Source organism: Rhodococcus sp. IEGM 1372 (assembly GCF_030056835.1).
Lineage (GTDB): Bacteria > Actinomycetota > Actinomycetes > Mycobacteriales > Mycobacteriaceae > Rhodococcoides.
In genome coordinates this window covers 1-19723 of the sequence record NZ_JASHKS010000035.1, presented here as the reverse complement: position 1 = coordinate 19723, position 19723 = coordinate 1, and the positions used below count along the sequence as shown (strand labels likewise).

General features: G+C 65.3%; 22 protein-coding genes and 1 pseudogene. 13 read left to right on the top strand and 10 right to left on the bottom strand.

Annotated elements, in window-relative coordinates; all coding sequences use genetic code 11:
• Window positions 1-27 precede the first annotated feature (27 nt).
• From QM590_RS21040 to QM590_RS21030, 3 genes are all read right to left on the bottom strand, one after another.
• Window positions 28-849 carry an ABC transporter ATP-binding protein gene (locus QM590_RS21040; protein ID WP_269596273.1) on the bottom strand — a complete coding sequence of 274 codons (822 nt, stop codon included), beginning with the start codon at window positions 847-849 and terminating at the stop codon, window positions 28-30.
• Window positions 846-1805 carry a FecCD family ABC transporter permease gene (locus QM590_RS21035; protein ID WP_411741370.1) on the bottom strand — a complete coding sequence of 320 codons (960 nt, stop codon included), beginning with the start codon at window positions 1803-1805 and terminating at the stop codon, window positions 846-848. Before QM590_RS21035 ends, QM590_RS21040 begins: the two co-directional genes overlap by 4 nt.
• Window positions 1806-1870: 65 nt before the next feature.
• A complete protein-coding gene (locus tag QM590_RS21030) occupies window positions 1871-2917 on the bottom strand; it encodes an ABC transporter substrate-binding protein (RefSeq protein WP_269596272.1) in 1047 nt (348 codons plus the stop codon).
• A gap of 178 nt (window positions 2918-3095) precedes the next feature.
• Here QM590_RS21030 and QM590_RS21025 point away from each other — a divergent pair, with 178 nt between their 5' ends.
• Window positions 3096-3515, top strand: a complete 420-nt coding sequence (locus QM590_RS21025; protein ID WP_269596271.1) for a nitroreductase/quinone reductase family protein — start codon at window positions 3096-3098, stop codon at window positions 3513-3515.
• A gap of 127 nt (window positions 3516-3642) precedes the next feature.
• Here the strand turns inward: QM590_RS21025 and QM590_RS21020 are convergent, their stop codons facing one another.
• Both QM590_RS21020 and QM590_RS21015 read right to left on the bottom strand, forming a co-directional pair.
• Window positions 3643-4065 (bottom strand): NAD(P)H-dependent oxidoreductase, encoded by a 423-nt coding sequence (locus QM590_RS21020; protein ID WP_269596270.1) that lies wholly within the window; start codon window positions 4063-4065, stop codon window positions 3643-3645.
• Window positions 4066-4144: 79 nt separating this feature from the next.
• A pseudogene (locus tag QM590_RS21015) lies at window positions 4145-4261 on the bottom strand (flavodoxin family protein); the annotation flags it as partial.
• 79 nt (window positions 4262-4340) lie between these two features.
• On the opposite strand from QM590_RS21015, the gene QM590_RS21010 reads away from it, so the two are divergent.
• Window positions 4341-4922: a TetR/AcrR family transcriptional regulator gene (locus QM590_RS21010; RefSeq protein ID WP_269596269.1), complete on the top strand. Its 582-nt coding sequence runs from the start codon at window positions 4341-4343 to the stop codon at window positions 4920-4922.
• 19 nt (window positions 4923-4941) lie between these two features.
• Here the strand turns inward: QM590_RS21010 and QM590_RS21005 are convergent, their stop codons facing one another.
• Window positions 4942-5196 carry a hypothetical protein gene (locus QM590_RS21005; protein WP_269596268.1) on the bottom strand — a complete coding sequence of 85 codons (255 nt, stop codon included), beginning with the start codon at window positions 5194-5196 and terminating at the stop codon, window positions 4942-4944.
• 162 nt (window positions 5197-5358) lie between these two features.
• Between QM590_RS21005 and QM590_RS21000 the strand changes: the two genes are divergently transcribed.
• From QM590_RS21000 to QM590_RS20985, 4 genes are all read left to right on the top strand, one after another.
• On the top strand, window positions 5359-5889 hold the full coding sequence (locus QM590_RS21000; protein WP_269596267.1) for a hypothetical protein: 531 nt from the start codon (window positions 5359-5361) through the stop codon (window positions 5887-5889).
• Window positions 5890-6070: 181 nt separating this feature from the next.
• Window positions 6071-7546: a PepSY-associated TM helix domain-containing protein gene (locus QM590_RS20995; RefSeq protein ID WP_269596266.1), complete on the top strand. Its 1476-nt coding sequence runs from the start codon at window positions 6071-6073 to the stop codon at window positions 7544-7546.
• The gene (locus tag QM590_RS20990; RefSeq protein ID WP_269596265.1) at window positions 7543-8091 is read left to right on the top strand and encodes a copper chaperone PCu(A)C; all 549 of its coding nucleotides are present in this window, start codon (window positions 7543-7545) and stop codon (window positions 8089-8091) included. The genes QM590_RS20995 and QM590_RS20990 overlap by 4 nt, the downstream gene beginning before the upstream one ends.
• Window positions 8084-9307: a Dyp-type peroxidase gene (locus QM590_RS20985; RefSeq protein ID WP_269596264.1), complete on the top strand. Its 1224-nt coding sequence runs from the start codon at window positions 8084-8086 to the stop codon at window positions 9305-9307. Before QM590_RS20990 ends, QM590_RS20985 begins: the two co-directional genes overlap by 8 nt.
• 30 nt (window positions 9308-9337) lie before the next feature.
• Here QM590_RS20985 and QM590_RS20980 read toward each other — a convergent pair whose 3' ends face one another.
• The gene (locus QM590_RS20980) at window positions 9338-10468 is read right to left on the bottom strand and encodes a TIGR03364 family FAD-dependent oxidoreductase (RefSeq protein ID WP_411741371.1); all 1131 of its coding nucleotides are present in this window, start codon (window positions 10466-10468) and stop codon (window positions 9338-9340) included.
• The gene (locus QM590_RS20975) at window positions 10461-11174 is read right to left on the bottom strand and encodes a GntR family transcriptional regulator (protein WP_269596262.1); all 714 of its coding nucleotides are present in this window, start codon (window positions 11172-11174) and stop codon (window positions 10461-10463) included. Before QM590_RS20975 ends, QM590_RS20980 begins: the two co-directional genes overlap by 8 nt.
• Before the next feature lie 108 nt (window positions 11175-11282).
• Between QM590_RS20975 and QM590_RS20970 the strand changes: the two genes are divergently transcribed.
• The 6 genes from QM590_RS20970 (at window position 11283) to QM590_RS20945 (ending at window position 17324) form a co-directional block, all read left to right on the top strand.
• Window positions 11283-11981: a phosphonatase-like hydrolase gene (locus QM590_RS20970; protein WP_269596261.1), complete on the top strand. Its 699-nt coding sequence runs from the start codon at window positions 11283-11285 to the stop codon at window positions 11979-11981.
• Window positions 11982-12022: 41 nt separating this feature from the next.
• Complete coding sequence (locus tag QM590_RS20965; protein ID WP_269596297.1) at window positions 12023-12991, top strand: phosphate/phosphite/phosphonate ABC transporter substrate-binding protein; 969 nt, start codon at window positions 12023-12025, stop codon at window positions 12989-12991.
• Window positions 12991-13797 carry a phosphonate ABC transporter ATP-binding protein gene (gene phnC, locus QM590_RS20960; RefSeq protein WP_269596260.1) on the top strand — a complete coding sequence of 269 codons (807 nt, stop codon included), beginning with the start codon at window positions 12991-12993 and terminating at the stop codon, window positions 13795-13797. Before QM590_RS20965 ends, phnC begins: the two co-directional genes overlap by 1 nt.
• Entirely contained in the window at window positions 13794-15386 is a 1593-nt protein-coding gene (phnE, locus tag QM590_RS20955; RefSeq protein ID WP_269596259.1) for a phosphonate ABC transporter, permease protein PhnE, read from the top strand. Before phnC ends, phnE begins: the two co-directional genes overlap by 4 nt.
• A complete protein-coding gene (locus QM590_RS20950) occupies window positions 15362-16444 on the top strand; it encodes a zinc-binding dehydrogenase (protein ID WP_269596258.1) in 1083 nt (360 codons plus the stop codon). Before phnE ends, QM590_RS20950 begins: the two co-directional genes overlap by 25 nt.
• Window positions 16445-16526: 82 nt before the next feature.
• Window positions 16527-17324 (top strand): DNA-formamidopyrimidine glycosylase family protein, encoded by a 798-nt coding sequence (locus QM590_RS20945; protein WP_269596257.1) that lies wholly within the window; start codon window positions 16527-16529, stop codon window positions 17322-17324.
• Window positions 17325-17441: 117 nt separating this feature from the next.
• Here QM590_RS20945 and QM590_RS20940 read toward each other — a convergent pair whose 3' ends face one another.
• Both QM590_RS20940 and QM590_RS20935 read right to left on the bottom strand, forming a co-directional pair.
• Window positions 17442-18161: a GAF and ANTAR domain-containing protein gene (locus tag QM590_RS20940; protein ID WP_149404926.1), complete on the bottom strand. Its 720-nt coding sequence runs from the start codon at window positions 18159-18161 to the stop codon at window positions 17442-17444.
• Between the two features lie 194 nt (window positions 18162-18355).
• Window positions 18356-18526: a CsbD family protein gene (locus tag QM590_RS20935; protein ID WP_027495724.1), complete on the bottom strand. Its 171-nt coding sequence runs from the start codon at window positions 18524-18526 to the stop codon at window positions 18356-18358.
• Window positions 18527-18666: 140 nt separating this feature from the next.
• Here QM590_RS20935 and QM590_RS20930 point away from each other — a divergent pair, with 140 nt between their 5' ends.
• Window positions 18667-19656, top strand: a complete 990-nt coding sequence (locus QM590_RS20930) for a YihY/virulence factor BrkB family protein (protein ID WP_411741372.1) — start codon at window positions 18667-18669, stop codon at window positions 19654-19656.
• The last annotated feature ends 67 nt before the right edge of the window (window positions 19657-19723 follow it).

The following is a 19723-nucleotide window of genomic DNA, read 5'->3' as shown; positions in this document are numbered from 1 at the left end:
CCCTGGGACTCTGCTGTCCGATGCCGTTCAGGGGCGAGATGCTGCGGCCACGCCGGGGTCCTGCTTCCTTGCGAAGGTCTCGTACCCGGCCGCCGCATCGAAACGGATGTGCACCCGTCCGTCGTCGCCGTCCACGGACACGCGCGCCCGCACTCGGTACACCTCGGCGATGAGTTCCTCGGTCAGCACGTCCGCAGGTGTGCCGCCTGCGACGACCCTGCCGTCCTGGAGCACCAGGACCTCGTCGCAGAACATCGCCGCCAGGTTCAGGTCGTGGAGCGCAACGACGCTGGTGATCGGCAGGCGCGCAACGAGGGCCAACAGCTCGAGTTGGTGGTGGATATCGAGATGGTTGGTGGGTTCGTCCAGCAACATCTCGCGGGGCTGTTGGGCGAGTGCGCGAGCGATGTGCGCCCGCTGCTGCTCACCACCGGAGAGCGTGCGCCACAATCGATCCGCTTTGTCGGTGAGTCCGGTCTGCGCGAGTGCATCGTCCACGGCGTCGTCGTCCAGGTCGCTTCCACCGAAAGCCCCGCGATGCGGGATGCGTCCCAGACGCACGACGTCTCCGACCGTCACATCGACGTCCGTGTGGGCGTGCTGACCCACGACTGCGACCGCGCGGGCGATGTGTCTGCGCTTGAGCGAACCGAGCTCCGCACCGTCGAGTTCGACGACACCGGCGGTGGGTGATGCGGCCCCGGCCATCAGGTGCAGCAGTGAGGACTTACCGGAACCGTTGGGGCCCAACAGTCCCACCATGCGGCCGGGCCCCGGATGCAGGGTCACGCCGTCGACCACCAGGACGCCACCGCGCTTCCAGGACACGTTCGATGCGTGCAGGGTCATCGAATTCCTCTCTTGCGAGCCATGATTGCGATGAAGGCGGGAACGCCGACGAGTGCTGTCCCGACGCCCACCGGCAGTGGGGTCGGAGCAAACGCGACGCGGGAGACGGCGTCGACCCACACCATGAAGATCGCGCCGATGACAGCCGTTGCCGGGACCAGGCGACTGTGGTTGGGCCCCACGAGCAGTCGAGCCGCATGCGGCAGGATGAGCCCGACGAAACCGATCGCACCGGCGACGCTGACCAATGTCGCGGTGATCAGGGCGGTGCCGACGAGCAGAGCCAATCGGACCTTCTTGACGTCGAAGCCGAGCGAGGACGCCACCGAGTTTCCGAACGCGAACGCGTCGAGCACGTAGGCGTAGTAACAACACACCACCGCGCCGATGCCGGCCACGGCCACACACAGTACGACGTCGTTCCATCGCACACCCTCGAACGAACCGAGCAGCCAGAACATCACGCCGCGCGTCTCGTCCGAGTCGGCGAACGCGAAGATCACGAAAGACGTGAGGGCCGAGAACAATTGAGTGGTTGAAACACCGGCGAGAATCACGCGATCGTTTCCGCTGCCGGACATTCGGGCTAGTAAGAGCACAAGGCCGAACGCGACGAGCGCGCCGATGAACGCACCACCGGACAGTCCGAGTGCGGCACCACCGACACCGAGAACACCGACCACGAACGGGTCCGCCAGCGGATTACGCAGGAGCGACTGCATGATGACGCCGCAGATACCGAGCCCGACGCCACTGGCGGCGGCGACGAGCGCCCGGGGCAGCCGTTCCTCCCAGACGATCGCATTCTTCGACACCTTCACCGGCACGTCGGTGACGCCGAGATGGTTGAGCACCACATCGCGGACGTTGACCAGCGAGATGTTCGCCGGCCCGAGGGTGATGGCGACGAGGATCGACGCCACGCACAGCGCGACCCCGCCCAGCAGGGCGAACACCCAACGCCAGAGGTGGCGGGAGGTCTGCGATCGCTGGGCGGTGCGCTGGGGTGTGATGGTCGCGGTCAGGACGACAGTCCCAGGTCGCGCAGTCCGGCGGACACCTTCTCGACGCCGTCGACGGCCCGGATCGACGGGTTCATCTCCGCACCGTGCAGGGAGATGTAGCGCTTGTCTCGGACGGCGGCCATCGTGCCGGTGACGGGGTCGGACTCGAGGAATGCGATCTTGTCGGCGAGCAGGTCACCGGGAAAACGGTTGCGCGCCAGGTCGCCCAGTACCAGGACGGTCGGATCCCGATCCACCATGGTCTCCCAGCCGACGGCAGGCCAGTCGTCGTCGGTGTCGGCGAAGACGTTCGTCATGCCGACCGTTCTGGCGAGTAGATCGGCCGATCCCCGTCCGCCTGCGATGTACGGACTCTTGGTGTCCGCGAACCAGAATGCCACGGAGACATCCGATTCGGCAGTGGTCGCGGTGGCGTCGGCCATGCGGGACTTCAGCTCGTCGACGAACTCGGCACCGCGCTCGTTGACGTCGAAGATCGCCGCGAGTTCGGTGATTTCCTGGTACAGCGACTCCATCGTGAGCGGCGTCGTTCGGGTGTTGCCCCCGTTGACGCTGCGACCGGCGTCGCAGTCGGTGGGTGAAAGATACGTGGCCGCACCGGTTTCGGAGAAGCGGGACCGCTGAGCGACGCCGCCTTGCTCGAAGTGGCGTCCGAACGATGCAGTGACGAGATCGGGTTCGGTATCGCCCACGACCTCGTAGGTGGGGGCGTTGTCGGCCAGTCGGGGAACCGAGGCGTTCGCGTCGGCGAGGTTCTCGCGGACCGGATCGGTCCAGGATGCGGTGCGGACCATGCGGTCCTGCACGCCGAGCGAGAGGAGAATTTCGGTGGAGTTCTGATCCAGCGACACCACCCGCTGAGGTGCCGAGTCGAAGGTCACCGACTCTCCGCAGTTGTCGATCGTCAATGGGTAGGTGGTCCCACCTGCGGTGGTGTCCGAGACCGCGTCGGGAACCTCCTCGGAGGCTCCGCACGCGACGAGCGATCCGACCAGGGCAGCAGCGGCGGCGAGAGTGCCTGCGCGGCGACGAACGTTGAGCACGTGGGATGTCCTTCGGGTTCCGACAGCAACGAGCCGCCGGGGATCACCCGACGGCGCAGCGCGGCCGAGGCGCGCATGAGCACAGGCTAACCTTTGGTTGGCGGTGATGGAAATCGTCGCCGCTGAGCCGTCGGTGAGAAACCGGTCCGCACCGACGCTGTCGCGACATAATCGGTGGATGGCCGACTTCAACGAGATGATCATCGAGGAGTTCCGCAGTCACGGTGGGCACGTGTCCACGGCTGGGTTCGGCGACTCCCTCGTCGTCGTGCACTCGATCGGTGCCAAGAGTGGCGAGATCCGGCTGAATCCGCTGATGGCAATTTCCCAGCAAGGCAGCTGGTTGATCGTCGGCTCGGCCGCAGGTTCACCCAAAGACCCTGCCTGGGTTCACAATCTGCGCGCACATCCTCGCGTCGACATCGAGGTTCCCCACGATGGGGAAGTACGGGCCGTCGCAGTGGAAGCCTCGGAAGTCCCCGATGCCGAATGGGCCGACAGTTGGCAGAAGTTTCTCGACGCCTCCTCCGGATTCGCGAAATACGTCGAGACCGCCGAGGGCCGTCGATTCCCGATCTTCCGCCTCACTCCCACCTGATCTCCCGGGGCGGGTTTTCCGACTTCGACAAGCGTTGCGCCTCAACGGGAAACGGATCCGTCGCCGCGGGACTCGAGGTCGGCTCGGGGCCCAAACCGTCGCCGCTCTCGAGCTCGTCGAGATCTGATCAGCCGGAGGCGAGGGCCTTCTGTCGGTCGGCCACCCGGCCGGCTACGGCAGAAGCGAGATCGGCGACCTCTGCATCGAGTTCCTCGCGACTCCTGGTATCGGTTTCGTACAGGAAGTTCGTCGATCCCACTGTTGCACCGCAGTATTCGATGATGCCTCGCTCGATCTGCGTCCGGAAAGCGGCATCGACGCCGTGGCGCTCGAAGCTGTCGGCATCGTCGCCGGCAAGGGCAACCAGGTGGACGGTGAGTCGGTCCAACTTCTTGTCGAACCCGACTCCAGGGCTGTATTCGTACGCCCATCCGCTGACGAAGACGCGATCGATCCACCCTTTCAGTAACGCGGGCATCGACCACCAGTACATCGGGAAGACCAGAACCAGATGATCGGCGCGATCGATTCGTTCCTGTTCGGCACGCACGTCCGCCGGTGTGGTTCCGTTGCCGCGGAACAACTTTCAGGTCTGCGTCCTCGAATCGAGGATCGAAGTTCTCGGCCGCCAGATCGGCCGTCTCGACGGTGTCGCCTGCGGTGCGGATCGCGTCCGACACGGATCGAGCGACGTGGTGGGTCAGGGAGTCGGGGTCGGAATGGGAGACTACGACGAGTGTGGTCATGGCTGATTCCTTCGGTGAGGAGAAGCGGCTATGTACCAAGAGTAGGTTACTATTCGTATATAGCGCAAGGAGGTGCCCGATGGCCCGGACGCGACTGTCTCGCTCCGACCGATACGACCAGTTGGTGGAGGTCTCCTGGGCTCTCGTGCGGACGGAAGGAGCCGACGCTCTGACGCTCGGCCGACTCGCTGAACACGCCGGCGTCGCAAAACCCGTGGTGTACAGCCACTTCGCCTCTCGTGCGGAACTCCTGGCCGCCCTGTTCACGGAATTCGACGACCGGCAAACGGTCATGCTCGAGGAATCCCTCCACGCTGCGCCCACCTCGTTGAACGGACGCGCGCACGCAATCGCCAACTCGTACGTGGGCTGCGCGTTGGCACAGGGGCGTGAGCTGACGGGTGTGCTGGCGGCATTGGAGGGCTCGCCCGAACTCGAACAGGTCAAGCGATCGGCCGAACGGGCGTATTCCGATCGATGCCGGTCGATTCTCGAGCCGTTCAGCGGCTCCGGCGGGATCTCGGCGCCGTCGATCACCGCGATCTTCGGTGCAGCGGAAGCGCTGTCGCACGCGGCGGTATCCGAAGTGCTGGGACCAGAGGAGGCGACGGCAGAATTGACCGAGCTGATCGTCGCCGTCGTCGGCAGGGCTGACCGGTAGTCGACCGACGGGTGCGCCGTCAGCCGGAGATTCGCGGCTGCACGGTGGGAAACCGGTTGCGCAACGCGTCGAGCTGGCGATACAGCTCGTAGAGTGCCTGCTTCTGGGTCTGCGCTTCGTCGCTGTGCCACACATGGCTGCGGGAATCGCCTACTCGCAAGGCCTTGCGCGCCAGTTGCTCGGACTCTTCGACGCGACTCGACGCGGCTGCGATCTCGGCGGTCAGCATGTCGGCGAACACCCGAGCCTGGGCCGCGTCCGAATTCTCTGCCATGTGCGTCCACTCTCGATCTCGCGGCTCGACCGTTGATGGTTCGAGTACCGGTGATCAGGATAACCAACCGGAAAAAGACCGTCGGACCGGCTCGAGGGGTTCGGAGGCGTCGTTCCGGTACCTGGACTACTACTCGGTGTAGTCGGTAGTAAGCTCCCGTCCATGTCTGCGTCAACGGATGGATTCGCGCTCCTGCGCGGTGCGTCCGTGGGCGGACTGTCGGCGCTGGTCACCGTCGCAGCGCACACCTTCGGTGGGGGAATGCCTCCATCCGACGCGGCCATCGTGCTGTTGGCCGTCGTCTCCGCTGCGATCGGCTACGCGACCGCCGCGGCACCGACACCGGCGGCACCGCGCGCACAGCTGCTGATGATCCTGACTGCCGCGCAGTCGGTCGGACACCTGTTGCTCACCGCCGTCGACGGTCACCATCACGGTTCGATACTCACCCAGCAGATGTTCGCGGCCCATGTGGTTGCCATCCTGGTCGGCGCTCTGGCCATCCGCGGAGCGGAGCACGGCATCCGGCGCGCAGTGACCTCGCTACGTGAGGCCCTGCCTCTGTTGGCGGCTCTCGTCGTCGACGAGTCCCGCATCGCCCCTGAACTTCCGGTCTACCGACTCCCGGGAACGCCTCGTCTACTCGACCTGTCGGGCTGCGGAAACCGCGGACCGCCTGCGCTTCGGACCTGACCGCAGCTCGTCACTCCCACCCGCCCTGTACGTAGGCGTCGGGTATCGAGCTGTCGCTGTCTGTTCGACGAGCCCTCACATCGCGCGATCCGCGCTGCCTCGAGCACGCCCGACCGTCTGTGCGATGCCTTCTCGCGCACCACTGCGCGCACCCACACATGCCTTCACGAAACGAGTCCTCATGTCCACACCGGAATTGGAACGCCTCGCCGATTCATCGCCGCCCACCCCTCCCCAGCGCCCACGAAGCTGGCGGCCGCTGATCATGCGTCTGCACTTCTACGCAGGCATCCTGGTAGCACCGTTCATCCTGATCGCCACCATCAGCGGCGGCCTCTACGCCGTGGCTCCCACCATCGAACAACTCGTGTATCGCGACTACGTCCACGTGGACACGACCGGTCCGGCCGTCCCCGTCGCCCAGCAGATTCGGGCAGCGCAGGCCGAACGACCAGACCTCACCGTCGCCGCCGTCCGCCCTGCAGCCGAGGCCGGCGACACCACTCGGGTGATGTTCACCGACCCGACCCTGGGCGAATCGCAGCGGCTGGCTGTTTTCGTCGACCCCGCCACCGCGACGTCCGTGGGGGAGCTGGCGGTGTACGGCTCCTCCAGCGCCCTACCGTTGCGCACCTGGATCTCCGAACTCCATCGCCATCTGCACCTGGGGGAGCCAGGTCGCCTCTACAGCGAACTCGCCGCCTCGTGGTTGTGGGTGATCGCGCTCGGCGGCCTGTACCTGTGGTTCGAGCGGTATCGACGCAATCGCGACAAGGCCAGGCTGTTGACCTTCGATCGAAAGTCGAAGGGCCGCAACAGGTCCTTGAACTGGCATGGCGTGGCTGGTATCTGGATCGCCGTCGGTCTGATCTTCCTGTCCGCCACCGGATTGACATGGTCCACCTACGCCGGGGAGAACGTCACCGAGCTGCGGTCGGCACTGAGCTGGACCACCCCCGCCGTCACCAAGACGATCGGCTCCTCCGACGCGGCCGCGGCGGGTGACCACTCCGGTCACGGCGGGCATCCGATGGAGATGCCGGCCGACGCATCGACGACGGAGGACAACGTCGGACGCATCGACTCGGTGCTGGGGATCGCCCGAGCCAACGGAATAGACGGTGCCGTGGAAGCGTCCATTCCACAATCGGCCGACACGGCGTTCGTCGTCGCCGAAACCCGTCAGCCCTGGGTGATGTCGAACGACTCCATCTCGATCGACGGTGCCGCCGGCACAGTGATCGACACCGTGTTCTTCTCCGATTGGCCCCTCGCGGCCAAGCTGTCGGCCTGGGGTATTCAGCTGCACATGGGCACGTTGTTCGGGGTCGCCAATCAGCTTGCGCTTCTTGCGCTCGCCGTCGCGCTGGCATCGGTCATCGTCAGGGGCTACATGATGTGGTGGAAACGCCGCCCCACCAAGGCAAGCGGCCTCACAGCAGGGCGGCCACCTCTGCGCGGCGGCATTCGCCGCATCTCACCGATGTCCGTCGCCGCGTTGGTGGTCGTCGCTGTCGCTGTCGGCTGGTTCGTCCCACTCCTCGGGCTGAGCCTGGTGGCCTTCCTCGCCGTCGACGTCGTGCTCGGCTCGATTCGTAGAGCACGGACCAGAACCACCAATTCCGCTGCTTCTCAACATGAAAGCGAACTCGCATGAATCTCACCCGTCGTACCTCCACACTGTTGGCCGCACTGTCGGTCACCGGCCTGATCCTCACCGGATGCTCGAGCAACGAGCCGGCCGCCGCGGCGACGGAGTCCGATTCGGTCGTCGTACGCGAGCAATGGGTCAAAGCCGCCGACTCCGGTATGACGGCGGCCTTCGCCGAACTGCAGAACACCGGCGACTCCGATGTGCACGTGGTCGGGGCTTCCTCTCCGGCGTCGAGCCGAATCGAATTGCACGAGATGGCAACCGGGGCGGACGGGGCGATGGTGATGCGGCCGAAGGAGGGAGGCTTCGTCATCCCGGCGGGCGGTACGCACGTGCTCGCCGCGGGCGGCGATCACCTGATGCTGATGGACGTCACGTCGCCGCTGACCCCCGGAGCCGACGCGGAATTCACCCTCGAGTTCGAGGATGCGTCGAGCACGACGTTCACCGCGCAGGTCCGTGACTTCTCCGGGGCCCAGGAGAATTACGAGCCCGGCACCATGGACATGGACGGGTCGGCAACCCCCGCGCCGGCACACGGTGGCTGACAACGAGAACCGGTCACCACGCTCGCTGAGCCGGCGGCGTCTCCTCGGTGGAGGCGTCGCCGCGCTCGGCGTCGCGGGCGTGGGAGCCGCGACCGGTTACGGGATCGTCGGCAACCGAGCCGAGCAGACGGCCACCGGCAGTGAGACCGTGCCGTGGCGCGGCGTCCATCAAGCCGGTGTCGATACTGTTCCGCCCCAAGCGCACTCGATGTTCGTCGGGTTGAACATGCAGGAACGCGTCGGACGCGACGAGCTGATCGGGATCCTGAAGGTCTGGACGGAGGACATCGGACGGTTGACGTCCGGTGCACCCGCACTGGCCGATACCGAAGCCGAACTGGCGCTCGAGCCCGCCCGCCTGACGGTGACCGTCGGGCTCGGTCCGAGTGCGTTCGATGCGATCGGTCTGCCGGATCGGCGGCCGTCGTGGCTGGCACCGCTTCCTGCCTTCGGAATCGACCGCCTGGAACCGGGATTCACCGGCGGCGATCTGTTGCTGCAGGTGTGCTCGGACGATCCTGTCACCGTTGCGCACGCTGTGCGGGTACTGACCAAGAACGTGCGCTCGTTGGTGACGATCGCCTGGACACAGCGCGGATTCCGGCGTTCGCGCGGTACCGAGGAATCGGGCACCACGATGCGAAATCTGATGGGACAGGTCGACGGCACCGTCAATCCGGAGGCCGGAAGTACCGACTTCGACGGTCTGGTCTGGGACGACGGGAGCGATCAGCCCTGGATGAAACACGGAACGTCGATGGTGTTGCGGCGCATCCGGATCGAGATGGACACCTGGGACGAGTTGGATCGACCCGGCCGGGAATTATCGGTGGGGCGAACCCTGGACACCGGTGCCCCGTTGACCGGAACCGCCGAGTTCGACGAGGCCGATTTCGACGCAACCGATCGATTCGGAATTCCGGTGATCCCACCGTCCTCGCACATCGCGAGGGCACGGCATGTTCACGACGGCGAGCGAATCTTCCGGCGGGCCTACAACTACGACGACCCACCGGCTGCCGGATCGTTGTCGAACACCGGCTTACTGTTCGCGAGCTATCAGCGCGACGTGCTCACCCAGTTCCTGCCGATTCAGCAGCGACTCGACGAATTCGATGCGTTGAACCAATGGACCACCCCGATCGGTTCTGCGGTGTTCGCGATACTCCCGGGAGTGGTCGACGAAGGCTACCTGGGGCAGAGTCTGTTCGGGTAACCGTGACACCTGGGTGTTCACGAGGTGCACTCAGGCCGGTGCCAGAGCTCTGTCCACGTTGGCCAGCGCCAGGCCCATGCTGGTCGTCATGCCTATCCCGGTGGTAACGGTGGCGATGTGCACGCGGTCCACCGGTTCCTCCAGCAGGAACTCCGAACCCGGTGCCGAGCAGTAGATTCCCTGCCATCGCTCGGTGACGTCGATGCGGTCGACTCCGAAGAGCGACCGGGCCTCGGTGAGCAGCACCTGGAATCCTTCCTCGCTCTGGAACGGCGACGCGGTGATCTCACGAACGTGCGTGTCGCCGAGCAGGATCGATCCGTCCGGTTGTGGGGTGTACATCTGGTGCAGATCGAGCTCGACGTAGCCGGGATACTCGGCCTGCAGGCGGGCAGCGACGTCGGCAACGGCGGGCAGGTTCTCGAAACCCGAGTACCTGAGGAGCGACCAACCGGTGAACAGCGGGGTGGGTAGTGGTGCGTGGAGGGGGAGCGTGGCGCGCAGCATGTGCAGCCGACATCGCACCAGTGCGTCGCGTTCGGCGTACTCGGGAAACAGTCGATCGATGTCGTGGTTGACGGTGACGAAGGTGGTGCCGGCCCGCAGTTCCCCGCGCGAGGTGTGGACTACGCCGGGGGCGAACGACGTTGCGGCGGTGCGCCAGAAGAAGTCGACCCCGGAGCTGTCGAGCCAACGTGCGATGGCCGGGGCGGCGGCGCGTGGGTCCACTTGGACGTCCAGCGGCAGATACATGCCGCCCACCACGTCGGTGTCGGCAATGGGGAGTCGGTCCAGTACCTCGGTGCGGCCCAGTAGTCGTACCTGCTCCTTGCCCCGCAGTTCGGCGAACTGCTCGAGCACTGCGTACTCGTCCTCGTGCCGGGCAACGCAGTGCGTCCCGGACTCGACAGCCCAGAAACCTGCCGTACGGGCGAGGTCGAGCCAGTGGCTGCGGCCGGCCCGAGCGTAGTCGAGTGCAGTACCGGATTGCGCTGTGATGCAGGCGTGTCCGAAGTTCTGCACCGATGCACCTGCCACCCGATCGGCATGATCGACCACCGCTACCGTCAGGCCGCGTCGGTGAGCGTGATAGGCGTGAGCGAGACCGACGATCCCGGCACCGACGACCACGACGTCATATCCTGTGGTCATGTCAGGCATCCATGACGGCGGTGAAGGTCATCCGGTCTCCGCGGTAGAGCGACCGTCGGTGTTCGATAGGAACCCCGTCCGTGTCGTAGGAGACGCGGCCGAGCAGAAACATCGGTGTGCGGGTGTCGACGGTGAGAAGCGCAGCTTCTCGGGCGTCGGGAAGGACGGTTTCGATGGTGTCGACCACTCGTCCGAAGACGACTCCGCGCGTTCGTAATTCGGCATACAGCGACGTTCTGTGATCGAAACTGTCCTGCAGCCCCGGAATACGGTACGCGGGGATGCGAGTCGTCTCGAGACCCACTCGGACGTCCCCGGTGGTGAAGACGCGCTCGAGTTGGACCACCTCCGAACCGGTCTCGACTCCGAGTAGATCCGCGAGGGCGTCGTCAGCTCGGAACGTGTCCCAGCCGACCAGAATTCGGGTGGCGCTCATGCCCTTCTCCCGCGCTGCCTCGGTGTAGGAACCGATCGCCAACGGTAATACCACTTTGGGTTCGGCAACGACGGTCGCGCGTCCGCGACGTTCGATTCGACCGGCCACCAACAGTTCTCGAATGGCTTGACGCAAGGTCTCGCGAGAGACGTCGTATCGGTCGGCGAGATCGCGCTCGGACGGAAATGCGTCGCCTGCGGACATGCCGTCGAGCATGTCGTCGAGACTTCTACGCACGATCTGGTGCTTGAGCACGCGGGGTTCGCTGTCCACAACCATGAGCCGACCATAGCACCAATTGGTCTAGACCTAACTGTTGCGTGACGTTCACGAGTCGTTCACTCGAGTTCCATGCAATGGTCTATACCAAACGGCAGTCTCTCTCTCATGCCGAACTCCACTACCCCGAACACCAGCACCGACATCGAACTCGTCGTCCTCGACATGGCCGGAACCACCGTCACCGACGACGGACTCGTGTTGGACGCGTTCGACGTCGCGGCCACCGCCGTCGGACTCGCATCCGAGGGACCCGAACGCGACGACGCCCGTCGCTACGTCCTGGACACGATGGGTCAGTCCAAGATCGAGGTGTTCCGTGCGCTGTTCGGAACCGAGGACCGTGCCCAGGCCGCCAACCGCGCCTTCGAGTCGGCCTACGACGCCCGCATCGACGACGGTATCGCGCCCGTTCCCGGTGCGGCGCAGGCCATCACGAAGCTCCGCGAGTCCGGGATCAGCGTCGTGCTGACCACAGGTTTCTCGGCACCGACACAGAAGCGCATCATCGACACCCTCGGCTGGCAGGATCTGCCCGACGCGTTCCTCGCACCCGGTGAGGCCGGCCGTGGGCGTCCCCACCCGGATCTCGTCCTGTCGGCTGCGCTGTTCGCCGAGGTCAGTGACATCGCTGCGGTCGCCGTCGTCGGCGACACCTCGAGCGACATCCTGTCCGGTCGCCGGGCCGGCGCAGCGCTGCTGGTCGGGGTGCTCACCGGAGCTCACTCCGCCGACCGACTACGCGAGGCCGGTGCGACCCATGTACTCGACAGCGTCGCCGACCTTCCCCCCATCGTTCTGCCGTGAACACCATCCTCGCCCGAACCTCACCGAACGGACACCCCGCCATGATCGCCACCTCTCACCGTCGCGCTGTGACCGCCGCGGCCGTGCTTTCGGCTGCCGCACTCGTTGCAGCCGGTTGCTCCAGTTCTTCCGACGGAGCCACCACCGAGCAAGGATTCCCCGAAACCATCACGCTCGCTGCGATTCCCGCCGAGAACTCGACCGACCTGAAGGCCAGCTACGACCCGGTCATCGAGCGCCTCGAGAACGAGACCGGAGCAACCGTCGAGTTCATCCAGGCCTCGGACTACGCGGGTGTGGTCGAGGGCCTGATCGCGGGCAATGTCGACCTCGCCTTCTTCGGCCCGTTCGCCTACGTGGTCGCCGGAATCAACGGGGCCGACATGACGCCTCTGGGTGCCGTCGTTCAGGACGAGGGAACTCCGCCCGGCTACCAGTCCTACGGAATCGCCCGTTCGGACAATGCCTCGGTCGACGGGCTCGCCGATTACGCCGGTAAGAAGGTCTGTTTCGTCGACCCCAGCTCGACCTCCGGATTCCTCTACCCGACAGCGGGACTCATCGAGGACGATGTCATCGCTTCCGGTGCGGAGGCCGACATCTCGAGTGCAATGACCCCGATCTACGCGGGCGGACACGACGCCTCGGCCTTGGCCGTCAAAGCCGGTGATTGCGATGCCGGTTTCGCGTTCGACACCATGGTCGACCGAACGATGATCGACAACGGCGAGCTGGCACCCGGCGAGCTGAAGACAGTGTGGAAGTCAGAGATGATCGCCGGTTCGCTCTTCGCTGCCAACAACGATCTCGGTGCCGACGCCATCGCGAAGCTCGAGGACGTCTTCCGCGAGGGCATGAACTCCGATGCCTTCGTCGCGGACGGCATCTGCGCCGAGGAATGCCGCATCACCGACGAGGACGCCTGGGGCGTCGTGCCGGCGCAGGACAGCGATTACGACGGCGTGCGCCACGTATGCGAGGTCACCGGCTCCGAGAAGTGCCAGGGCTGATGATGTCCGCACCGATGGACCGGGGCGATGTCGTGGTCAGCGTTCGCAATGTCACCAAGACATTCGGATCCACCACCGCGCTCAGGGACGTGAATCTCGACGTGCACAACAGTGAGATGTTGGTACTGCTCGGGCTTTCCGGCTCCGGGAAGTCGACGCTGCTGCGGTGCATCAACGGGTTGCAGCCCGTCACCTCCGGTAGCGTCACCGCCCTCGACACTCGCGTCGATCTGGCGAACCGTCGCCGAGTGCGCGAACTTCGCCGCGATGTCGGTTTCATCTTCCAGCACTTCAATCTCGTCGGTCGGTTGAGCTGTCTCGAGAACGTACTCGTGGGCGGCATCGGTCGCCTGTCCTTTCCGCGCTACGGAGCCTTCACCTATCCGAAAGCGATGCGGGAGGAAGCCCTGGCTTGCCTCGACCGAGTCGGGTTGGCGGACTTCGCGCAGCGACGGGCCGACACGCTGTCGGGCGGGCAACAGCAACGGGTGGCGATCGCACGCACCCTGATGCAGCGTCCGCGGATCGTGCTCGCGGACGAGCCCGTCGCCTCGCTCGATCCCGAGAACGCGGGCGTGGTGATGGATCTGCTGCAGCGGGTGTGCAGCGAGGAGAAGCTGACCGTGGTGTGCACCCTGCATCAGGTCGATCTTGCGCTCGGCTGGGCGCATCGGCTCGTGGGTCTGCGAGACGGTCGGGTGGTGCTCGATCGCCCGGCCGCCGGTCTCCGACGCGAGGACATAATGCCGATCTATCAGCGGATCGCGCCCGATCCCGGAAACATGACCGCGGTGGCACCGACATGACCGTCACGGTCGAACCGAAGCCCACGAACACTGCTGCACAGAACGATCCGCGGCGACGTCGATGGCTGTTCCCGGCGTTGGGCGTCGCCGCGCTCGTCCTGACCGTGCTCTCGGCGGGGTACATCGACTTCGCGCCGACGACCCTGATCGACGGTCTCGAAGACGTCGGCAACCTGCTCGAGCGGATGCTGCCGCCCCGCGTGGACGACACCGGGAGGATCGTCTCCCTCGCACTCGACACATTGCTCATGGCAGTACTGGGCACCGTGCTCGCAGCGATCGTCTCGGTACCGTTGGCGTTTCTCGCGGCGCGCAACACCTCGCCGCATCCGGTCCTCTACAGCGTTGCTCGCGCCGTCATCACGTTCTGCCGGGCGATGCCGGATCTGCTGTTCGCGGTGCTGTTCGTCAGGGCGCTGGGGATCGGAGTGTTGCCCGGCATCCTCGCCCTCGCACTGCATTCCATCGGCATGCTCGGCAAGCTGTTCGCCGACGCCATCGAAGAGACCGACGTGGGACCGCGAGAGGCGATCCGTGCCGCCGGTGCCGGCTACTACCGGGAGATGATCAATGCCGTTGTTCCGCAGGTCGTTCCGGCGTGGATCGGAGCCTTCGTCTATCGAATCGACATCAACCTGCGCATGTCGGTGGTTCTCGGCTTCGTCGGGGCAGGCGGTATCGGGTTCGCCCTGCAGGACGCTCTGCGGGGCCTGATCTACCCGCGTGCTCTCGGCATCGTGCTGGTGATCCTGGTGATCATCGCCGCGATGGAATTGGCGGCGATGGCTCTTCGCCGCATGTTGCTGGTGCCGTCCGCGGCCGGCCCGCAGCGCGATCGACTGATGCGCATCGGAGCGTCGGCCGTGCTCGTCGTCGCGGTCGTGGCGTCGTTCGTGGTGCTCGAATTGGATCCGCGCTCGCTTCTGACGTGGATCGGGCCGTCGATCGACGTGTTCGGGCGCATGGTCCCACCGGACTTCTCCGCGCTGGGAGCGGACCTGTTCGACGCCGCCGTACAGACCGTCGCCATCGGAGTCGTGGCCACCGCCATCGGTATCGTTCTGTCGATACCCGTCGGATTTCTGGCCGCGCGCAACGCAACTCCGCATCCCGCGGTGTACTGGGTCGCGAGATCCTGGATCCTGCTGGTCCGCGCAGTCCCCGAACTCATCCTCGCTGTCGTATTCGTCGCGGCACTCGGACTGGGCCCAGTGGCGGGAACCTGCGCACTGGCCATCGGGTCCGTCGGATTCCTCGGCAAACTCGTCGCCGACGCGATCGAGGAGATCGATCCCGGTCCCCTCGAAGCGGCGGCGTCGGTCGGTGGCGGTTGGTGGAACCGGACACTGAGTGCCGTTGTTCCTCAGGCTATTCCGTCGATGGTCGGTTCGAGCCTGTATCTGCTCGACGTGAACATCCGCACCTCGACCATCCTGGGGATCGTCGGTGCAGGCGGTATCGGCTTCCTGCTCTTCGAGTCGATTCGTACTCTGAACTTCGACGTCGCCGGTGCGATCGTTCTCGTCATCTTCGTCGTCGTGTACATCGTGGAAAGGATCTCCGGATGGATCAGATCATTGTTGGTCTGACACAGGCCGCCGTCTGGACGGGGAGTGGAATCGAACTGCGGGACATGGAGATTCCCGCTCTCGAATCGGGTGAGGTGTTGGTGCGCGTCGATCTCGCCACGGTGTGCGGGAGCGACCTGCACACCGTGTCCGGTCGACGGCACGGTGCGTGCCCGTCGGTGCTCGGGCACGAGGCCGTCGGTCACGTGATTGCCGTCGGCGATGCGGTATCGGCTGTCGAGGTGGGGGATCGGGTCGTCTGGTCGGTCACGGTGTGCTGTGGTCGGTGCGCCCGATGTGTCCGCGGGTTCACGGCCAAATGTTCGGCCGTGCGCAAGGTGGGTCACGAGTCTGCCGAGAGCGCATGGGCTCTCAGCGGCTCCTATGCTCGACACATCGTGCTCCCACGCGGAACCGCAGTGGTCCGAGTTCCCGACACCATGCCCGACGCCGTCGCCGCGCCCGCAGCGTGTGCGACGGCGACGGTGATGGCCGCCCTCGACGCCGCCGGTGCGATCGACGGTCGACGAGTACTGATCGTCGGGGCAGGGATGCTGGGGGTGACCGCCGCTGCGGCGGCCAGGGAGCGAGGCGGAGCGGTGTCGGTCCTGGACCGAGACCTGCAGCGGCAGAAACAATCCCGTGCATTCGGGGCCGTGGAGGACGACGGTGCACTGACCGATGTGGCGATCGAGTTCTCCGGATCGTCCTCGGCCGTGCAGGCGGCCTCGGGGCGACTCGACGTCGGTGGGCGGCTCGTGCTCGCCGGATCCGTCGCGCCCGGTGCACCGATCACCGTCGACCCCGAAGCGGTGGTCCGAAACTGGCTGACCATCACCGGAATCCACAACTACGAGCCGCGGCACCTCCACCAGGCCGTTGCCTTCCTCCGTGATACCGGCGAGAAGTATCCGTGGGAATCCCTCGTCGAGGCACCGGTTCCATTGGCCGAACTCGAATCGGTGTTGCGGCCGACGCCGTCGGGAATTCTCCGGTCGTCGGTCGCGCCCTGGGCTCACGGTCTGTCGACGAGGTCCAACGACTTTCCGGCGCGTCCGGCCGGTGTCGCTTCGCGGTGATGTCGGCGTCGGCGGAGGCGCTCATCGCACGAGGGGGTCGAGCGTGCGATTACGGTTGTGCCGAGCGGGATACCCCAGAAGCATGCCCGAAGGCGACACCGTATTTGCATTGGCCGCAAGGTTGCGTCGAGCATTGGACGGCGCAACGCTGCGGGCCGGAAGGCTGCAGGTGCCGGCGCACGCAGTCGAGAACCTGGCCGGGCGAACCGTCGTCGGGCATCGGACACACGGCAAGCATCTGCTGACCGATTTCGAGAACGACACGACGCTGCACACGCATCTGCGGATGAGCGGTTCGTGGACGGTGGTGCGGGCCGGTCGTTCGATTCCGCAGCGCATCCGACCCGACGTGCGCGTCCGGCTTGCCGTGGTCGACGGGCCGACCGCCTACGGAGTTCTGCTGCCGGTCGTCGACTACGGATACACGAGGGACATGAACGCGCTGATCGCGCATCTCGGGCCGGACCCGCTGCACTCGACGTTCGAGGCCGAGCGCGGAGTTGCCAACATCGCGGCCCAGGGAAGTCGGCCGATCGTTGCGACCTTGCTGGATCAGCGGGTGATCGCCGGTCCCGGAAATCTGTGGGCCAACGAGCTGTGTTTTCTGCGCGGCCTGTGGCCGTGGACGCCGTCGAGTGATGTCGACGCGCAGAGGTTGGTCGCGTTGCTCGAGCGAGCGATGCGTCATTCGGCGACGGTTCCGGGTGCGATGCAGGTGACCACCGGGGACACTCGCCGGGGTCGATCGCACTGGGTTGCAGGGCGGGCAGGAAAGCCGTGTCTGCGGTGTGGGACGTCGATTCGGGTGGTCGCGGAGACACCAGGAGATCCGGACAAGCGTCGAACATGGTGGTGTCCGACCTGCCAGCCGGAGCACTAGCGACGAGCGGTCGATCGCTGTTGGCTCAACGACATAACCGCCCGCGGGTATCGCGTGTTGCCTGCCGATACCAACGACTGCTTTCCTCGTGACCGAAAGATCGAAACCTGGGGGTCGTCAGAAGGTCGAATTGGTCGGGTGGTCGGTATCGACCAAGTCGTGAGCCACCTTGTGCAGAGGCTGATTCTGCTGCTGCGACAGCTTCGCCAGCAGCTCGAATGCCTGCACCGCGTCGAGATCGTAGCGTTCCATGATCATTCCCTTGGCTTGGCCGATGATGTCGCGACTGGCCAGGCCCGTCCGGAACTGCTCGTTGTCGCGGGCGCTGAGCAAGGCAATGGCGGCATGAGCTGCGAGGGCTTCCCCGATCTCGACCGCGTCGACGTCGAAGGCGCGCGGCTCGTCACTGTAGAAGATCAAGGCACCGAGGTCGTCGGCGTTGCTGTAGAGCTGAAACGCCGCCAAGGATTTGAATCCCTCGTTCACGGCCAGAACCGCGAACTCCGGCCATCGTGGCTCGGACGTGAGGTCGTCCGAGACGACGACATCGAAGTGGCGAACCTCGGTGGGAATCGGGCCCTCGTCGAGCTCGTACTGCAGTCGACACAGCTTTTCGGCCAAAGGGTCGGTGGATGCCACCACGGTGCGGACGCCTTTGCTGACCGTGGTGACGCAGCCGACGGTTGCACCCGGTATGAGCCGGATGGAGGTGCGCAAGATCTCTGCCATCGTCTCGGGCATCGAACGGCGGGTATCACGCAACGACCGCGCGAATTCGGCGAGTGACGATGCAGGGGACGATCCGGGAAGCTGCACATCGGGCGATGATTGCGACATTCACACGGTCCTCTCGCATAGGACCCCTGCCGCGCTTCGCCGGAGAGATCCACGATCTTGCGCCTTCTGCTGGACGCCCGTGCCGGCTCGAGAGCCAGCGCTGTGCACTTTATACGCTTCCGCCGAAACGGTTGTTCGTCGAACAGCGTGAGGGCCGCCGATCACCTGATCGACGGCCCTCACCGAAGTACGACTTACTTGAAGGTGTCCTTGATGTTCTCGCCGACCTTCTTCACGCCTGCCGAACCCTGATCCTTCTTGCCCTCGGCCTCGAGGTCCTTGTTGTTCGTGGCGTCGCCGACAACTTCCTTCGCCTTGCCGATGGCGTCTTCTGCTGCGTTCTTGGCCTTGTCGATGAAGCTCATGTGAGTTCCTTTCCTCGTGCCGGGTTGGTACTGAAGACTTAGTCGGAGCCCGTCGACCAAAGCGCACGTTTGCGTGCTGAGATCTGGGTCACACGTGCCGTCGACGTTTCCGTGGTGCCTGCGGTGGTTACATTCGTCCGATGATGGTCGCCAAGGTGGACAGTTATCAGCGCAGGCATCCGTCGGCGGGTTTCCCGCTGGCAGTGCTGTACAAATTTTTCGACGACCGTGGCGGCTACCTCGCGGCCCTCATCGCGTACTACTCGTTCCTGTCGTTGTTCCCGTTGCTGCTGCTCTTCACCACCGTGCTGGGAATCGTGCTGGCCGGGGACCCGGAACTGCAGACCCGCATCATCGATTCGGCAATGAGCCAGATCCCGGTCATCGGTGATCAACTCGGACAGCCGGATCGGCTCAGCGGCGGAACGACCGCCATCGTCATCGGCGTGGTGGGGTCGCTGTACGGCGGATTGGGAGTGTCACTGGCCGCTCAGTACGCAATGAACACCGCGTGGTCGGTCCCGCGAAACGAACAACCGGATCCGATCAAGGGTCGGCTGCGCGGGCTGGTGCTGCTCAGTACCGTCGGCACCGCCATCATCGGCCTGACCGTTCTCAACGGCGTCGCGTCCTCGGGCGTGTTCGGATTCGCCGGCGGCGCACTGGCACTCGTCGGAGCGGTCGTGGTCAACGCCGTGGTCTTCACTGCCGCGTTCCGAATCGGGACCGCCCGCGCCCTGAGTGTGCGCGAAGTTCTGCCCGGTGCCGCGATCGCCGCGGTGATCTGGCAGGCACTGCAATCGTTCGGCGGCATCTACATTCGCTATGTCGTCGGCAACGCCAGCGCCAGCAACGGGATCTTCGCGATCGTCCTCGGCCTGCTCGGCTTCCTCTACGTCTCGTCGGTGCTGATCGTGCTGTGCATCGAAATCAACGCCGTACGAGTCGACCACCTGCATCCCCGAGCGTTGTTGACTCCGTTCACCGACAACGTCGAGCTCACCGAGGGTGACAAGAACTCCTACACCGGACAAGCAGAAGCGCAGCGCAACAAGGGATTTCAGGACATCACAGTCACCTACGACGAGCCGGAGTCGGTGACGGTGAAGGACTCGCCGCCGAACAAGTGATGGGTGGTGGTGCGTGGGACTGTCTGAATAACGGTTGATCCGGTCCTTGGTTCGACACGCCGAGCTC

Coding starts and splice junctions, on each gene's coding strand:
- QM590_RS21040 (WP_269596273.1), bottom strand. CDS start 849: ATGACCCTGCACGCATCGAACGTGTCCTGGAAGCGCGGTGGCGTCCTG.
- QM590_RS21025 (WP_269596271.1), top strand. CDS start 3,096: ATGGCCGACTTCAACGAGATGATCATCGAGGAGTTCCGCAGTCACGGT.
- QM590_RS21010 (WP_269596269.1), top strand. CDS start 4,341: ATGGCCCGGACGCGACTGTCTCGCTCCGACCGATACGACCAGTTGGTG.
- QM590_RS21005 (WP_269596268.1), bottom strand. CDS start 5,196: ATGGCAGAGAATTCGGACGCGGCCCAGGCTCGGGTGTTCGCCGACATG.
- QM590_RS21000 (WP_269596267.1), top strand. CDS start 5,359: ATGTCTGCGTCAACGGATGGATTCGCGCTCCTGCGCGGTGCGTCCGTG.
- QM590_RS20995 (WP_269596266.1), top strand. CDS start 6,071: ATGTCCACACCGGAATTGGAACGCCTCGCCGATTCATCGCCGCCCACC.
- QM590_RS20990 (WP_269596265.1), top strand. CDS start 7,543: ATGAATCTCACCCGTCGTACCTCCACACTGTTGGCCGCACTGTCGGTC.
- QM590_RS20980 (WP_411741371.1), bottom strand. CDS start 10,468: ATGCCTGACATGACCACAGGATATGACGTCGTGGTCGTCGGTGCCGGG.
- QM590_RS20975 (WP_269596262.1), bottom strand. CDS start 11,174: ATGGTTGTGGACAGCGAACCCCGCGTGCTCAAGCACCAGATCGTGCGT.
- QM590_RS20970 (WP_269596261.1), top strand. CDS start 11,283: ATGCCGAACTCCACTACCCCGAACACCAGCACCGACATCGAACTCGTC.
- QM590_RS20965 (WP_269596297.1), top strand. CDS start 12,023: ATGATCGCCACCTCTCACCGTCGCGCTGTGACCGCCGCGGCCGTGCTT.
- phnC (WP_269596260.1), top strand. CDS start 12,991: ATGATGTCCGCACCGATGGACCGGGGCGATGTCGTGGTCAGCGTTCGC.
- phnE (WP_269596259.1), top strand. CDS start 13,794: ATGACCGTCACGGTCGAACCGAAGCCCACGAACACTGCTGCACAGAAC.
- QM590_RS20950 (WP_269596258.1), top strand. CDS start 15,362: ATGGATCAGATCATTGTTGGTCTGACACAGGCCGCCGTCTGGACGGGG.
- QM590_RS20945 (WP_269596257.1), top strand. CDS start 16,527: ATGCCCGAAGGCGACACCGTATTTGCATTGGCCGCAAGGTTGCGTCGA.
- QM590_RS20940 (WP_149404926.1), bottom strand. CDS start 18,161: ATGTCGCAATCATCGCCCGATGTGCAGCTTCCCGGATCGTCCCCTGCA.
- QM590_RS20935 (WP_027495724.1), bottom strand. CDS start 18,526: ATGAGCTTCATCGACAAGGCCAAGAACGCAGCAGAAGACGCCATCGGC.
- QM590_RS20930 (WP_411741372.1), top strand. CDS start 18,667: ATGATGGTCGCCAAGGTGGACAGTTATCAGCGCAGGCATCCGTCGGCG.